Source organism: Lactobacillus sp. PV034 (assembly GCF_014522305.1).
In the GTDB taxonomy this organism is placed as follows: Bacteria; Bacillota; Bacilli; order Lactobacillales; family Lactobacillaceae; genus Lactobacillus.
The window spans coordinates 788,262-804,212 of the sequence record NZ_CP041982.1 but is presented as its reverse complement, the minus strand read 5'-3'; the positions used below and the strand labels follow the sequence as shown (position 1 = coordinate 804,212).

22 protein-coding genes are annotated in these 15,951 nt (G+C 36.0%); all 22 read left to right on the top strand.

From position 1 onward, the window contains the following. Window positions 1-7: 7 nt before the first annotated feature. The 22 genes from FP432_RS04105 to FP432_RS04000 all read left to right on the top strand — a co-directional run bounded on the left by FP432_RS04105 (window position 8) and on the right by FP432_RS04000 (window position 15,685). Window positions 8-412, top strand: a complete 405-nt coding sequence (locus FP432_RS04105) for a hypothetical protein (protein WP_265488058.1) — start codon at window positions 8-10, stop codon at window positions 410-412. Next, complete coding sequence (locus FP432_RS04100; protein WP_265488057.1) at window positions 412-774, top strand: hypothetical protein; 363 nt, start codon at window positions 412-414, stop codon at window positions 772-774. Before FP432_RS04105 ends, FP432_RS04100 begins: the two co-directional genes overlap by 1 nt. Further along, window positions 771-1,211: an HK97 gp10 family phage protein gene (locus FP432_RS04095; RefSeq protein WP_265488056.1), complete on the top strand. Its 441-nt coding sequence runs from the start codon at window positions 771-773 to the stop codon at window positions 1,209-1,211. Before FP432_RS04100 ends, FP432_RS04095 begins: the two co-directional genes overlap by 4 nt. After that, complete coding sequence (locus FP432_RS04090; protein WP_265488055.1) at window positions 1,204-1,611, top strand: phage tail terminator family protein; 408 nt, start codon at window positions 1,204-1,206, stop codon at window positions 1,609-1,611. The genes FP432_RS04095 and FP432_RS04090 overlap by 8 nt, the downstream gene beginning before the upstream one ends. After that, a complete protein-coding gene (locus tag FP432_RS04085) occupies window positions 1,589-1,774 on the top strand; it encodes a hypothetical protein (RefSeq protein WP_265488054.1) in 186 nt (61 codons plus the stop codon). The genes FP432_RS04090 and FP432_RS04085 overlap by 23 nt, the downstream gene beginning before the upstream one ends. Continuing rightward, window positions 1,775-3,127: a phage tail sheath family protein gene (locus FP432_RS04080; RefSeq protein WP_265488053.1), complete on the top strand. Its 1,353-nt coding sequence runs from the start codon at window positions 1,775-1,777 to the stop codon at window positions 3,125-3,127. 14 nt (window positions 3,128-3,141) lie between these two features. Further along, on the top strand, window positions 3,142-3,612 hold the full coding sequence (locus tag FP432_RS04075; RefSeq protein WP_265489603.1) for a phage tail tube protein: 471 nt from the start codon (window positions 3,142-3,144) through the stop codon (window positions 3,610-3,612). Window positions 3,613-3,633: 21 nt separating this feature from the next. Continuing rightward, window positions 3,634-4,044 (top strand): phage tail assembly chaperone, encoded by a 411-nt coding sequence (locus FP432_RS04070; protein WP_265488052.1) that lies wholly within the window; start codon window positions 3,634-3,636, stop codon window positions 4,042-4,044. A gap of 241 nt (window positions 4,045-4,285) precedes the next feature. Then, window positions 4,286-7,654: a tape measure protein gene (locus FP432_RS04065; protein ID WP_265488051.1), complete on the top strand. Its 3,369-nt coding sequence runs from the start codon at window positions 4,286-4,288 to the stop codon at window positions 7,652-7,654. Window position 7,655: 1 nt separating this feature from the next. After that, window positions 7,656-8,330, top strand: a complete 675-nt coding sequence (locus FP432_RS04060) for a hypothetical protein (RefSeq protein ID WP_265488050.1) — start codon at window positions 7,656-7,658, stop codon at window positions 8,328-8,330. Further along, window positions 8,327-9,409, top strand: a complete 1,083-nt coding sequence (locus FP432_RS04055) for a late control protein D (protein ID WP_265488049.1) — start codon at window positions 8,327-8,329, stop codon at window positions 9,407-9,409. The genes FP432_RS04060 and FP432_RS04055 overlap by 4 nt, the downstream gene beginning before the upstream one ends. Continuing rightward, window positions 9,376-9,735: a DUF2577 domain-containing protein gene (locus FP432_RS04050; RefSeq protein WP_265488048.1), complete on the top strand. Its 360-nt coding sequence runs from the start codon at window positions 9,376-9,378 to the stop codon at window positions 9,733-9,735. Before FP432_RS04055 ends, FP432_RS04050 begins: the two co-directional genes overlap by 34 nt. A gap of 3 nt (window positions 9,736-9,738) precedes the next feature. Next, window positions 9,739-10,116: a DUF2634 domain-containing protein gene (locus FP432_RS04045; protein WP_265488047.1), complete on the top strand. Its 378-nt coding sequence runs from the start codon at window positions 9,739-9,741 to the stop codon at window positions 10,114-10,116. Then, entirely contained in the window at window positions 10,103-11,251 is a 1,149-nt protein-coding gene (locus FP432_RS04040; RefSeq protein ID WP_265488046.1) for a baseplate J/gp47 family protein, read from the top strand. Before FP432_RS04045 ends, FP432_RS04040 begins: the two co-directional genes overlap by 14 nt. Next, window positions 11,244-11,801, top strand: a complete 558-nt coding sequence (locus FP432_RS04035) for a putative phage tail protein (protein WP_265488045.1) — start codon at window positions 11,244-11,246, stop codon at window positions 11,799-11,801. Before FP432_RS04040 ends, FP432_RS04035 begins: the two co-directional genes overlap by 8 nt. 11 nt (window positions 11,802-11,812) lie before the next feature. After that, window positions 11,813-13,207 (top strand): hypothetical protein, encoded by a 1,395-nt coding sequence (locus tag FP432_RS04030; protein ID WP_265489568.1) that lies wholly within the window; start codon window positions 11,813-11,815, stop codon window positions 13,205-13,207. Between the two features lie 14 nt (window positions 13,208-13,221). After that, window positions 13,222-13,614 (top strand): hypothetical protein, encoded by a 393-nt coding sequence (locus FP432_RS04025; RefSeq protein WP_265489567.1) that lies wholly within the window; start codon window positions 13,222-13,224, stop codon window positions 13,612-13,614. A gap of 1 nt (window position 13,615) precedes the next feature. Next, on the top strand, window positions 13,616-13,795 hold the full coding sequence (locus tag FP432_RS04020) for an XkdX family protein (RefSeq protein WP_265489566.1): 180 nt from the start codon (window positions 13,616-13,618) through the stop codon (window positions 13,793-13,795). Beyond that, window positions 13,758-14,171: a hypothetical protein gene (locus FP432_RS04015; protein ID WP_265489565.1), complete on the top strand. Its 414-nt coding sequence runs from the start codon at window positions 13,758-13,760 to the stop codon at window positions 14,169-14,171. Before FP432_RS04020 ends, FP432_RS04015 begins: the two co-directional genes overlap by 38 nt. Before the next feature lie 175 nt (window positions 14,172-14,346). Beyond that, complete coding sequence (locus FP432_RS08010; protein ID WP_416202888.1) at window positions 14,347-14,394, top strand: hypothetical protein; 48 nt, start codon at window positions 14,347-14,349, stop codon at window positions 14,392-14,394. Between the two features lie 81 nt (window positions 14,395-14,475). Next, window positions 14,476-14,793, top strand: coding sequence for a hypothetical protein (locus FP432_RS04005; RefSeq protein WP_265489563.1), 318 nt, complete (start codon window positions 14,476-14,478; stop codon window positions 14,791-14,793). After that, window positions 14,786-15,685: a GH25 family lysozyme gene (locus tag FP432_RS04000; RefSeq protein ID WP_265489562.1), complete on the top strand. Its 900-nt coding sequence runs from the start codon at window positions 14,786-14,788 to the stop codon at window positions 15,683-15,685. The genes FP432_RS04005 and FP432_RS04000 overlap by 8 nt, the downstream gene beginning before the upstream one ends. Window positions 15,686-15,951 lie beyond the last annotated feature (266 nt).

Genomic DNA, 15,951 nt, shown 5'->3' with positions numbered 1-15,951 from the left:
GAGTTATATGAAAGATTTTGTAAGATATGATGACGTTTTATCAAAGGTTAACTTGTTAATCGGCGTAGATGCTGATAATCCAAAAGAAAATTCTGAATATACCAGATCAGTTATCAACTTCACGCTAGAAAAAGTAATATTTGACGTTTCAAATTATCTGAATGTTCCAATTGAAGAACTACCACCGGTATTAGATGGCACAATTGTTAGTCTGTGCGTACAAATTATTGATACTCATAAATGGTTAAAACCAATTGACGAGCGAAATAATGACGTACAGAGCCTTAATGAGGGCGATACCTCTGTTTCCTTTAAGCCTGTTTCAGAGATATATGCTTCATTACGAGGTATTAATACAATTAGTGATGATTTTGTTAACATTCTTAATAATTTCAGACGAGTTAAGTTCTAATGAGTATGTTTGAAGGACTAAAACAGGCAATATCGTTACTTTGGAGGGATAAGGTTACAGTTATTGGTACAAAGCCCGTTAAACATGGAGCAATTACTAATAACGAAGAAGTAACCATCGTAGAAGATGAACCTGCTAAAGTAATTGTTAATTCAACAAAAGCTGGGAATCAAACGTTTTTTGATACAGATCAATACGATGCAAAACTGCTTATTCGTAATGGAATTAATATACCAGCTGGGGCAGTTATAGTAGTCACTGATCAGAATGGTAACACTGTTAGATACAAGCGTTCGAGTAGAGGATATACAGGTTATTACAGTCATCAAGAGTTAGCTATGGTAAGGGATGAAAAAGCATGAGTTTAGGAGAGGTAGACGATGCTCAATTCCAAGAATTCGCAAAGAAAGTAGAAGGACAAATAAATTCAGGAGGATTAAAACAAAAAATAAGTAAGTCAACCAAGCGTATTGGAGAACAGAGCTTAAGAATTTTAAAAAGTAATACTCCTGTTGATGAAGGAAATCTCCGTCGATCGTGGACAGCAGATGGCCCTGGTTTTGGAGCCGGCGGTTGGACTATTAGACTGACTAATAATGCTGAATATGCTTCTTTTGTGGAATTGGGACATAGACAAACCCCAGGACGATATGTTCCAGCTATTCATAAGCGTTTAAAAGCATCATGGGTAGCTGGACATTTCTTTATGCACAAATCAATGGGTCAAATAGAAGGACAAATACCTAGATTATTAGATCCAGAAGTTGCTAAAGTAATGAGGGATTTATTTGATGATTGATTTAACGGAAAGAATAGCAAATCAAATAGCGGATATTTTTCCTGATTATACGATTTACTCGGAAAATCAAGCTAGTGGTTTTAACGTTCCAAGCTTCTATATCGCTCGTACTACAACACGAGTAACTCCAAGACTAAATGAAATACAAGACCGTTTATACGGTTATGAAATTGTTTTTTTTGCAGAAAATAATGTACAGATTGAAAAAGTTAGCGAGAGTTTACTAAATTCATTTACTGAAATTAAAAATTATGCAAGTATCAGGAACAAAGAACTAGTTCAGAATACAGATGAAAAGACAGTTATATTAACCTTTGATGTGTTTATACGAGCTGCAAAACAAAATAATAATATTCTACAAGAAAGGATGGATTTAAATGCCAAAAGCAAAAAAGCCTGACATAAAACTAGACACACCAAAATATTCTAAAGAAAATCTTGTGAATAGTAGTGTTTTTACTATTACAGAGCGTGACATTTTAAAAATCGTTTTAGATAATAGTAAAACCTATACACTTGATGAAGCTAAGAAAGCAATCAAAAACTTTAAAGGAGGTATTTAAATGGCTGGAACATGGAAAGCACAAAATAAGCGCCGACCTGGTGCTTACGTCAATGTTAAAGGAACTGGTGATGCAACTAGTGAATCAAGCGTTGGAAGATTACTAATGATTAGTGATGCATCTCTAGATTGGGGAGCAAAGGGAATAATTTCACTAACCAGTGGATCTAATTTTAAAGCAAAGCTTGGTACAGATTTGGATAATGAACAATTATTAGCACTGAAAGAAGCTCTTAAGGGAGCTGAAACAGTGCTTTTTTTAAACCCTAATGGTGGAGAAGCGGCTAAAGGAACAGCTGAAAATAGTCCTTTTAATTTCACTGCTAATTATCCAGGCCTTAAAGGCAATGATATTTCAGTATCAATTGAGCCAGAGATTGTTGTAAATGGGGCAATGCCGACAAAAGCTACTGTTACTACTTTATTTGGCGCTTCGATTGTTGATCAACGTATAATTACTGCAACTGATATTGAAAAGTTTTCTAATGATTTTGTTACTGCAACTCCAGTAGATAATCCAGTTCTTCCTACAAGTGCAATTTCAATTAAATTATCAGATGGTATCACTAATAAAGTAGAAGTTACAGATTTATTAAATGATGCCCTTGAAAATGAAAATTATAGCGTTGTTACAACTGGAGGTATTGATACTAAGAGTAATATCCATGCTTTATTAGTGGAAGCTGTAAAGCGTTTAAGAGAAGATGAGGGAATTAAAGTTCGTGCAGTTGTTCCTGGAGACGATAGCACTACGACCTATAACTATGAAGGTGTTTCAGTTGTAGGTAATGGATTCGTCGAAAGTGATGGAAGAATTATTGATACTACTAATGCTGCTGCCTTCTTTGCTGGAGTAAGTGCTTCTGCAGATGCTGGTACATCATTAACTTACTACACTGTTTCAGATGCTATGGAAGCATCTCCAAAACTTAATAATGAAAAGACTATTAATGCTCTAAATGCAGGTCAAATTGTATTTACAACACGCCCTGGACAAAGAGTAGTAGTTGAGCAGGATATTAATTCCCTAACTAAGTTCACAGCTGATCGACCAAAAGAATTTAGTAAGAATCGTGTAATTAGAACTATTGATGATATTTGCACTAATTCTGTGGATGTTTTCGAACAAACCTTTTTAGGGAAGGTTGGAAATGACGCTAATGGTCGTGATTTGTTTAAGGCTAATAGAATTGCTTACTTATCTAACCTTCAACAAAACGGTATTATCCAAAGTTTTGATAATGCTGATGTTGTTGTTGAAAAAGGTAATGATAGTGATTCAATTTTGGTTAATATTGCTGTTATTCCAGTTGATTCAATGGAAAAACTTTACATGACATTAGTAGTGAGATAGAGAGGAGCTAGAATATAATGGCTGTACAAGAATTTATGAATGGTAGAGATGCAATTTCTACCAAAGATGCAACTTTAACAGTAGAAATTGATGGACAAGTTTACAAAGTAATGGAATGTAATAAGTTCACGGCAAAATGGGAAAAGAACAAGGAAGATGTTCAAACCTTAGGTTCACATGTTAAACGTAAGAAGACTACTTCTATTGAAGGCACTGGTACACTTGGTGGTTACTTAGTTAACTCACTTTGGCTTCAAAAGGCTATTCCTTACGTTAATGACGGCTCTGACTTATATTTCACTGCCACTTTGACTATTGAAGATAAGACATCAAAGACTGGTAAACAAGTAGTTATGCTTACTGAAGTTAACCTTGATGACATCAACATTGCGGACTTTGAAGCAGACGATGGTGTTATGGAATGGGAATCAGACTTTACTTTTGAAGGAAGCCAAGTAATCCAAGCTTTTGACGGCTTAGAATAGAAAGAACGAGGAAAAAATATTATGACTAATGTAACAGATTTTTTGAGAGAAAACGTTGAAAGTGCTAATCAAGAAGAAGAAATTAAATTTAAGAGATTTAAGTCACCATTCAAGATTAAAGGATTAAGTGGTGAAGATGTAACTGAAATTAGATCACTTGCGACTAAACGAGTTTTGAATAAAAAGACGCATCAGTATGAACAACAAACTGACCAGAATAAGTTTGCCAGTGAAGTAATTGTGGCTAGTGTTGTTTCTCCTGATTTACGTAATGCTGAATTACAAAAGTCTTGGGGTGCGCTTGGAGAACCTGAAAAAGTTCTTGGTCGTATGCTTACTGCTGGAGAATATAACAAATTATCCGAAAAAGTAATGGATTTATCTGGTTTAAATGAATCTTTAGATGATGATGTAGAAGAAGCAAAAAACTAATTGAGAACTCGATAGATGATTTTCCTGTTTATCATTACGTGTTAAACGAATACCATTGGAAGCCTAGCGAATGGGCAAAGATGAGTATGAGAGAAAAAGCATTAGTGATAGCATCTATCGAAGTTCGCCAAAAAAATGAAGCAAAAGAAGAGAAAAAAGCAAAGAGAAAGGCACATTCTAAGCATATTTAGAAGGTCTTTCTCTTTTTGCTATCTAGAAAAAATAGAGAGGAGGTAAATAATTGTCAACAATAACTACTACTATAAAAATTAATGATGCATTTAGTGGCGCCTTAAATAAGTTATCAAGTGGACTTGAAAAATCACAAAGCGGTTTTGATCATTTAAAAACTAAATTATCTAGTGGTACATCAAGTAGTAATGGATTTTTTAAATCTATGTTAGGTGCTAATGTTGTTGGAGGAATCGTTACCAATGCTATGGGAGCAGCAGGTAATGGTATTCGTTCAATGATTGATGAATTAAATGAAGCAAGCACTTCATGGCAAACATTTGATGGAAATATGCGTCAATTAGGAAAATCACCAGCTCAAATTGCTTCTGCTAAAAAGTCAATGCAGCAATTTGCTCAACAGACAATTTATAGTGCCTCAGATATGGCTTCTACTTATGCTCAGTTAGCTGCTGTAGGAACAAAAAACACTACTCAATTGGTTAAGGGCTTTGGTGGATTAGCAGCAGCATCGAATAATCCCAAACAAGCGATGAAGACCTTATCAGAACAAGCTACCCAAATGGCTGCTAAGCCTAAAGTACAATGGCAAGACTTTAAGCTGATGCTTGAACAGACCCCAGCTGGTATTGCTGCTGTGGCAAAATCAATGGGTAAAAGTACTCAGCAACTTATTAAGGATGTACAAGATGGAAAAGTTAAAACTCAGGATTTATTTGATGCAATAGCTAAAACTGGTAATAATGCGAACTTCTCTAAAATGGCTACACAATTTAAGACAGTGGGACAAGCTGTCGATGGATTGAAAGAAACGCTTGCGAATAGCTTGCAACCGGCGTTCGATAAAATTAGTCAATATGGTATTAAAGCAGTGTCAAAACTTACGGATTCACTAGGAAATATCAATTTTAGTGGAATGGCAGATGGATTAATTAAAGTTATTAATTCTTATATAGTTCCTGCTGTTAAAACTGCAAAACAAGCAATTCAAGATTTGTTTAGCGGATTTAAAGAAAGTGGAGCACTTTCATCGATTAAAGGAATGTTTAGCAAGATAGGTGAAGCGGTTAAATCTTTAGGAGATAGCTTTGGAAAAATAAGTGGTAAAGGTAAAAATGGGCTATTCAGTCAATTGGGAAAAATAAGCGGAGGTGCTATTAGTGGTATAGCTAAGGCTATTGGCTCAATGGCAACTGCAATTGGAAAAATAGACCCATCAACTTTACAAGTTTTAGGAGTCGCTTTTGCAGTATTAAAAACAGGTACTAAAGGTCTAGTATTAGGTGCTGTAGTAGCAGGATTAAATGCATTAAATAAACTTGATCCAGGAACATTAAATGCTTTAGCAACAGCTATTACAGCATTAGCTGTTGCTTTTGCAATGTGGAAAGCAGCAACAAGTATTGCTAAAGGTATAAGTGGAGTTGCCGATGCATTTGGTAAACTTAAAAAACTAAAAATGCCGAAACTTAAAACTCCTGAAATAGAAGAACCTAAGATGCAAAAATCAAGCAATATAGCTAAGAATGCTAGTGCCTATATGAAGTTAGGCGCTGCCTTAATGTTTGTGGGAGCAGGAGTTGCATTAGCAGGAGTTGGCTTCAAACAGATGGCTGATGCAGCAAGTAAATTAGCTAGTGCTGGTGGAGCAGCTATTGCAGTGTTCTTTGGAATGATTGCAGCGATTGCACTATTAGCAGTATTAGTGAAAACCTTAGGAGCAGGCATGATAGGTGGTGCTATTGGTTTTGCTATCCTTGGAGCCGCATTAATTTTAGTTGGAGCGGGGCTAACAATAATCACTAATGCTGCTATTAAATTAGCAAGCGCAGGAGGAGGTGCTATTGCGGTTCTTTTAGGAATTGGAATAGCAATTGCCTTATTAGCAGTATTAGTTTCTGCATTAGGTCCAGCTCTTGTAGTTGGAGCAATTGGATTCTTTATTCTTGGTGCAGGAATCCTTCTAGTAGTATTAGCAGTCGCCATTGCAGCTGTAGGTTTGACATTGTTGGCAACTCAATTACCAACAATTGCGCAATATGGTCTTATGGCAGCCTTAGCAATTATTGCATTGGCTGTTGCTATTGCTATCTTTGGAATTGGTGCAGTTGTTGCAGCCATTGGTATTATTGCTCTTGCAGTGGCATTAGTTGCATTGGCTATTGGATTAGCTATAGCTGGTGTGGGGGCAATTGTCTTTGCAGTAGGTTTAACGCTTGTCGCAGTTGCAGCCCTAGTAGCTGCGGTCGGAATTTTATTGCTGGGTGTTGGTTTAGCATTAGTTGCTGTGTTTGTACTTATTGCAGCAGTAGGAATGATTATGCTGGGTGTTGGAATAATGCTTGTAGGTGTATTCGCACTAGTTGCAGCAGTAGGTCTTATGCTGATGGGCGTAGGCTTGATGCTATTAATGGTCTTTGCCATGGTTGCAGCAGTAGGAATTATGATGCTAGGTGTTTCTTTAATGCTAATCATGGTTTTTGCAATGATTGCAGCCGTTGGAATCATGATGCTTGATGTAGCAGTTATGGTATTAGCCGTTGGATTAATGGTTGTGGCTGCTGCTCTAATGATGGTTTCTTCCGCTTTAATGATGGTAGGAGTTGGAGCAATGGCCATGGTTTCAATGTTTATAGCTGCAGGTCAAATGATGGTGTCAGCTATCAGAGGCGCTATGAATAATGTTGTTAGTTCTGTGCGAAGTGGAATTAGTAGAGCCGTAAGTGCTGCAAGAAATATGGCAGGTCAAATGGTATCAGCTGGTGCTGACCTGATTAAAGGTTTAATTAATGGTATTAAGTCGATGGTAGGAGCTGCAGTGAGTGCAGCTCAAAGCGTTGCATCTAAAGTTGTTGGAGCTGTTAAAGGTGCTTTACATATTGGTTCTCCATCAAGATTAATGAAGCAATATGGGCGTTGGTTTGATCAAGGTTTAATCATTGGATTAAATCATGATGCAAACAAGGCAGCAAATGCGGCAGGTTCTATGGCACAAGGTGTTGTAGATGCAGCTACTACTATGAATCCAACAATGGGAATGGATTTTGCTGTTTCTAGTCCTGGAGACGAATTAGCAACAGGGTTTCAACGTGCTCTTGGAGCTGTTAATAATGTTGCTGATGCAATTACTAATATTGATGGGTCTCAAGCAAATATCGGTATAGTTGGGCAAGGAGCAAGCCTCACTGGTAATACAGGTATTGGAACAAGCTCTTTAAATGCTGAAAGCATTACACCATCAAGTTACCACTCTTCTGTTGTAAATGGTGGTAATTCTAATAGCACAAATGTGAATATTGATAAAGGAGCTATTCAAATTAATAGTACAGGCGATGTACAATATGATGCTGATACACTTTTAAGAAGATTAGAGCAAAGTATCATGGCACAACGTAACAAATCATTAGGAGGTGCATAATATGGCATTAAATGGATTTGCAGTTTATATTACGGATTATATTGATAATCGAACTTATGAATTACCGATAAATCCCAAAGAAATAAAATTTAAATGGGAAACTGATGATAAATCAGAAACAGTTATTAATCTTGGAGAAATCAATCATATTGGCAACAAAAAATTGTCATCAGTTCAAATTGACAGTACTTTTCCAAAAAACTATGTACCTTGGTTAACATCAAGATGGTTTAATAATCCTGAATTTTATATTAATAAGTTTGAAGAGATTAGGGCAAGAAAAGGACATGTACAATTAGTCGTTGGATCAACACCAATTAGTATGACCGCAACAATTTCTTCGTTTGAATACGGATTTGAAAATGGATACGACGGCGAATACACTTACTCATTGACTTTAAAGGAGTACAGGGAAACAAAATATAGGAAAATTAAAGTACCTATTCCTCCTAAACCTCGTCCTGCTCCACCTAAAAAATTAGGTATTGGTTCAATTGTTATTTGTAATGGTCGTTTGCACTTGGATAGCTATGGAAGTGGACCTGGTGTTTTTGAACATAATGCTCGAAGACAAATCACTTATATGGCACCAGGTCGCGCATTCCCGATTCATGTTGCTTTAGTTGGAGGCGGTCCCCGCGGCTGGGTCCGACAAAGTGAAGTGAGACCAGTATGATAACCAAATTTGATATTTCTCCACGAGTACCAAATGGGACTCCAAAGTATGATGTAAAAGACATGGTAAAAAATCTAAAGTGGGTTACTGACCTGAATTACAGTGCAGGAACTCTTACGTTTGATTTAGTTCAAAACGACATTCCTGTACTTCCGGCAATGGGAGCAGTGGTAGATTTTGCTTGGGATCATAAAAATGTTTTTTATGGATTTGTTTTTAAAACTGAATTTAAAGCTGATAAAACAGTAAGCGTAACTGCTTATGACTATGAAAGATACCTAAAAAGTGAAGGATCTATTGTCTTTCAGGCGGGGACTGTCTGGGACAGATTTAAGCAAGTTTGTCGATTTGACAATGTGCCTTTTAATAACGTCAAATATAATGAAGTTCCAAACTATACAGTTCCAGCGGAAGTTTGTGATGGCAAAACTGGCTTTGACATGATTAAAAGTGCTATAAATAAAACTTATACGGCAACAGGAAACATGCACTTCTTATATATGAACTACAATCATTTAGAACTTGGCATAGCACCAAGAAATAATGGTGGTATGCGATTAGTTGTAGATTCAAGAACGGTAATGACTGATTTTACTTTTTCAGAAAGTATTGATAATACAGCAAATTTAGTTTATGTAGTTCAAAAAAACGATAGTAGTTCTCAAAGCAAGACAGCCACTGCGGATGCTAGTAATATCTCTACAGGAGAAGATCCAAAAACAACTAGTTTCACTATTGCGAGTTCGTGGGATAACAATACTGTTTCAAAATGGGGAACTTTAAAAAAAGTAGAAAATGCTAAAAATAAAGCAAATTATGCTCAAATGGTTCAACAGGCAAAAGATAAGCTTAAAGAATTGAATCAATCTGAAAAAACTTTATCAGTTGATTGCTTAGGAGATTTAGGATTAACAGTTGGTTCAGGAATTGATGTGACAATTAGTGACCTATCTATGACTTGGCATAATTGCCCAATTATTAAAGCTACTCATAATTTTAGTGAAAATGACTATACTTGTAGTCTTGATGTAAAGGTGGGATCTAAATGGCAGAGCTTGGAAGGGGCCTCTATGAGCTAATGACTCAACGAGGCGGAAGCGATAGTGAATATGCTGACTTGATTTATGGAACAGTCGTATCAGCTAGTCCTCTTAAAGTTCAAATATCTAACACTATGGTAATAGATGGTAATTTTATTACCTTAGGTAAAAATATTGGTACTTATACGCTTAAAGGTAAAGCTACAAACAAAGGCAAAGTTACGAAAGGTAGTGCAAAAGGAGATATTGAAATGACGAGTGATATTGAAATTACCGTGGATAATTCTTTGCATACTGGAGATAAAGTTTCTTTAATTCGTGGCGATGGTGGTCAGCGTTTTTATCTCTTTGAAAGGGAGCGATAAATAATGGATAACGAAGAAGAACAACCAACAACTACATTTCAAGTTGTCCATGGCAGAATTAGAAATAAATTTTCAGGACATGCAGCAATGATGCAAGCTATTGAGAAAATCCTGTTAACATCAAGATTTGTTTATCCAATTTACACTGACCAGTATGGTAATGATTTGGAAGATCTTATTGGCAAAGATATTGGATATGCAAAAACAGAGTCTGAACGAATGATTAAAGAAGCGCTTCTAGCTGATACAAGAGTGACAGATGTTACAATCGCAAAAATTGAACCGATAGACAGTACTTCATTATTAATAGAAGGATCATGTGTTACAAATTATGGTGAAGTTCCAATAGAAAGTGAGGTGCAAATAGGTGACGCCAAGTGAATTAATTAGAGATATTCAAACTAAAGATAGCAACTATTTCTTACAAAAAATGCTTGATACAGTGCCTGATGATATAGATAAACGAGAAGGATCTATTATTTGGGATGCCCTAGCACCAGCTGCACAGGTTATGGGACAACAGGCATTACAATTAGCTAATATTATCAAGCTTACCTATACCCAAACAAGTCAAGGTGAGTTTCTGGACTATCGAGCGGTAGAGCATGGCACTAACAGATACCCAGCTACAAATGCTAAAGTAAAAGCAATAGCAAAAAATGAAGATAAAAAAATACTAGATAACGTAAAGGTAGGGGACCAATTCGCCAGTATTGGCGATAGTCCTATTTTTTATACCGTGATTCAGATAAAAGATGATTTAAGTCTAGTTTTACGTGCAGAAGATGCAGGGAGTGTAGCGAATGGGTATTTAGGTCAAATCCTACCGATTACTCCTAACGATGCCTTATCGTGGGCAGAAATTACTGAGATTATAGCACCTGCTAGAGATGAAGAAACTGATGAACATTTACGTGAACGACTTCTTAGCCCCTCAGATTGGATTTCTTACGGTGGAAATATTTCTGATTATGTAAAGATGACAAGTTCAATCACTGATGTGGGAGCAGTTCAAGTCTATCCAGTATGGAATGGTGGAGGGACAGTCAAATTAGTAATTCTTAATAATGACTTGATGCCAGCTAGTCAAGGTTTGATAGATGAAGTTAAAAACACTATTGATCCAGCTGAACAAAGTGGGATGGGAGTTGGTTTAGCACCAATTGACCACAAAGTTACCGTAGTTACACCAACTCTTTTAAAGGTTAATGTCATGATCGATATAATGCTTGCGCCTAATGCAAATATCAATACGATAAGGAGCACAGTGCAAAGCACCATCGAGGACTACTTTAAAGAATTAAGGAATGACTGGGATAACATCAATCCTGTTATAGGAAGAGGATATGCGGTAACAATTTATCGTTCGAAAATACTTTCAAAAATAATGAACTTAGATGGTATTGCTAATGCACAATTACCTAAACTTAACGATAAAGAAAATGATATTAATTTGATTTTTAATGAAACTACTTCTCAATTGCCAATATTAGGGGAGGTAACAGTCAATGCGTAAGACGGACTTATTAGCATATAAACCAGATTACTATGAAAAGGTTTATGAAATGGATGAGCTTCTAAAAGCTCAAGGATCTAGTCTTGCAAGTTTTGAAGATTTATATCACCAGCAACTTTTAAATCAATTTATTTCACAAGCGGATAGTACAGGGATTTCCATCTTTGAAAGTCAATACCAGATTATTCCGCAAAAAGGAGAAACATTAGAAGAAAGACGTAATGAGGTCTTAACGCATATTTTACCTCCTAAGCCAATTACATTAATTTATTTTAACCAATTGCTAAGAACTATGAATATCAAAGCTACAGCAATCGTTGAGTATGGTAAGCGAAAGGTAAATATTGTTGCTGACAGAGATGATATTACAGACACGCAACTAATTACAGTAAGAAAACTATTGAATATATATCTTCCAGCTAATATGTTGTATGAGATTAAAGTAAAACTTGCCACAAGTTCAATTAATGAAAGATTGAATGTTGGATTAAGTTCAGTTGTCAGAGTTAATGGAATGGCTTTAGCTAATGAAGACCAATTTAATAATTAAGGAGGTAAAGAATGTCAGAGTATAATAAGTCAATTCTTACTGATGCGGGATTAGATTTAGCTAAAAGAGCTAATAAAGGACAAGCAAAATTTAAACTTACAAAAGGTGTTTCATCTTTTGACGATTTAACAAAAAAGAATATTCAAGAATTACAATCTATGACAGCCATTGCAGATGTTGTACAAACTGTATCAGTACAAGATGTGTCTGATACTGATATTAACCAAGCTTCAACGATTGCAGTTAGAGCTACCTTTGATAATAGGGAAGTAAAAACAGGATACAGTGTTAAAACTATTGGATTTTATGCACAGGAAGAAAATGGGAAAGAATTCCTTTATGCGATAGTTACAGCAAAGAATGCAGAATTTATTCCTGCGTATACCGATAATACACTTTTTAAGTTTAATTTTATTGCATACCTTGTTGTAGGAAGAACAGATAACGTTTCTGTACAAGTGAGTCCTGATGATGTCTACACCAAAGGTGAAACATTAAGTAAAGTAGAGATAGAAAAATTACTTAAAGAAGAGGACAATAAAATTTCTAAGCTCAACACTAATAAAGCTGATAAGATAGATACCTACACTAAGAATGAGATTGATAATAAGTTAAAGAATAAAGCCAATATCGATGAAATAAATCATCTTAATAATCATACTGTCACACTATCTAGCAATATGGCTACCCTTGATGGAACGGAAATTAATTTTCTTAATCCAGGAGTGCAGCCGGTAGATGATGCAGAATTAACTGTAGATGGTCAAAAAGTTCATTATAGTGGCCTAATTATAACAACAGATCCACATGTACCTATTAATGCATCCGATCACTCTACAAAGTTATATAGTCAGTTTATGGTGACAGCTGAAGGTAGTATTTATAGAAGAATAATGGGAGAAAATTCTGGTACAATTTATCGACTAACGCAGTGGCAACAACTACCAGATGAAACTACAGTTGAACAAGTTGAGCAATTAACCAATTCTAAAATCCCTAGTTTACGTAATGAATTTGAAGGGAAGTTGGATAGTTATGTTGGTTACTCGAAAGACTATTTAACTAATCCAACAGATAATACTATTTCTAATCTACCTCAAGGAATTCAGACTGTGTATAACTTTAATGTGGGTGGATATTTTACAGCTTCTGGTCAGATAATTACTTTGAATAATCCAAAGGCATGGAAAGGCTGGAAACAACAGTTATTTATTGGGGTTCAGGGACAATTTGCTATTAGAACAATAGATAATAGTAATATTTTCCCATGGATTACATTTACAGATGAGAATGGAACTCCAAATAGTCAAGGAATATTAAACGCAATTATTGACCATAATAATGCCTTAGCAGATATAAAAGATTTGAAAAGAGAAGTTGCTGAACTGCAAAGAAAAATTAAGTAATTAGGAGGAATAAAATGGCAGAAGAAACAATTGTGCAGAATTCTAAGGGTGTAGATATTTCACTTGAAGAAGCAAAAGAGAAAATTACCAATACATATTTGAAGGATAATCCTTTATATAATCAGATTGTTTACGTATCAAATGATCAGTTTGATTGTGTGGCTATTCCTTTTCCAAAACTTGACTATACAGTTAGACCATTTATTATTGAAGAACCAAAAGGAATTAAACATCCGAAATTTAATTGGGAAACGTTTAGATGGGAAGAAGCCAGTGCAGAAGACGCATATCAGAAAATGACTCGATTACAAGAAACACTGACAGAAAGCAATAAGGCCAATGCAGAGCAGAATGCGCAAATTATTCAGATGATGAGTACATTGATGAGCTCACGGAAGGGAGAATAATATGTTTGATTTAGCTAAAAGCTTTGAATTTTTTTATAAAAAATACTACGATATGGGAATTTACACGAAGAAAAATATTGCTAACTTCGTAAAAATGGGCTGTGTGGGTTCAGACGCATATAAGAGAATTACAGGAGAAAATTATGAAGAAAGAAATTCAGAGAGTACGACAACGGCTTAATGCTAATCCTATTCATTTAATTATTGGACTTCTTTTACTTCTAACTGGTTTTTATCTTTTAGTTACAGATAGTTTTTTCCTTTGGCCACCTGAGTGGCATGATATTTTTAATGATGACCGTATTGATGCAATTGCAATAATTTTAGGTACTTGTTACTTTGCTTTTGTATTAGCAGGTGGAACTAATCAACTTGCTAATACAATTTTGCTTGGAGCAAGTGCCTTTTATTTAACCATGATTATCGTTTTAGAAATAGGTCATGCATTGGCATTTCAAGTCCCTGGTTTAGTAGTAGCTGCTATATTTCAGCTTGGGGCATTGCTATTAATTGAATATTGTGCAAGACGTAGTCCAACGATTAAACGTAGAAAGTAGGCGATAACTATGCAAGAGTGGCGGGACTTCGTTCAACAAGTTGCTCTTCTACTTTCTAGCATAGTCGGGGGATTAACTGCTTTTTCTGCTTTTCAAAAGCAGAAACATGATACTACTAAGGAAGATAAAGAAGAATTACGGCAAGATTTAGAACTTTATCGACAGCGGTGGAGGGATGCAGAAGAGGGCTATGAAGAAATTGAGAAAGAGAACCAAGAACTAAAAAATAAAATTGAAGAATTAGAAGAAAAAAATAAAACTTTAAGAATTAAAAATAGCAACCTTAGAAAGCGAGAAAAAGAAAATGCAAATGATTAATGATTGGCTCCCATGGGTTGGAGTAATCGTATTTGCTATTGCAGGTGCAATTTCTTCCTATTATCACTACGCAAAGAAAGCAGACCCAACCATGGCCGAGAAAATTAAACATGTTGGTGTACTTGCTGATTGGGCAGTTGCTAATCAAAGCCGTTTTACTGATAAGGCTGGGATTAATAAATTCAAAGATGCAGTAGCTGACGTGATGATGAAAGCACCAGAAGGAACTGATAAAAATACTGCTGAAGGAGCAGTTCAATATGCCTACATGAAAAATAAACAAGGAGGTAACAAAGATGCTTAAAATGGTAGACGTGTTTAGCGGAAGTCCTAGAAGTTTCGCTACGCAAGCAGGAACTGATATTACTATGGTAAAGGCTACTCAAGGTACAGGATATGTAAACCCTTATTGTGATACTGACTATCAAGCGGCTAAGAAGGCAGGTAAGCTCCTTGGTGTATACCATTATTGTGGCGGTGGTAATCCTGAAGCGGAAGCGCAATACTTCTACAACAATGCAAAGAATTACATCGGCGAGGCTGTTCCCGCTGTCGACTGGGAAGAATATCAAAACTCTAGTTGGGGCAACACTACTTACGTAAGAAGATTCGTGGATAAATTCCATGCTCTAACTGGGGTTTGGCCACTAGTCTACACTGGTCAAGCAGGACTCAGTCAAGTAGCAAATTGCGTTGACAATTGTGGGCTTTGGTTAGCTTGGTATGCTTCTATGAGTTGGGCTTCATGGACTACTCCTAATGCAAGCTTCAGTATTGCACCTTATAAAGCTATGACGGCATGGCAGTTTACTGGTGGAGATATGGATAGAAGTATGGTCTACCTTGATAAGGAAAGCTGGCAAAAAATTGCTAAGGGCGATAGTGCTATTTCAGTACCAACATCTAAGCCGGTTGCACCTCAACCTGCTACTCCAACACCTCAAACTTGGACAGACAGTTTAGGTCACAAATGGACTAAAGAAACAGGTACTTTTACTACTGGTACAAGCATCAATTTAAGATGGGGAGCTACTCCACAAAGCAAATTGATTAGCACCTTACCAGCAGGTACCACAGTTAAATACGATGCTTATTCTCGTCATGGTGGCTATGTCTGGATTAGACAGCCACGCAATGATAGCTATGGCTACCTTGTTTGCCGTGAAGGCGATAAGCCACTAGGAACCTTTAAGTAAAATATTATAGAAGAAAAGCCACTTTGGAGCGTTGATGCTCTGAAGTGGCTTTTTTGCGTTTCTAAATTAACAAAACTTCGTTTTGTCCATAATTATTACTAAGTAATCGTACCTTAATTGACAAAACCCCCATTTTGTCAATTAAGGTATGGTGGATTAAGAACAATTATTGACAAAACGGCTATTTGTTGATTTTTTCTTTTGCATAATCTTTGCCAAGGTTGATAAAAATATATACTATAATACAACCAATTATAAATAAAAAA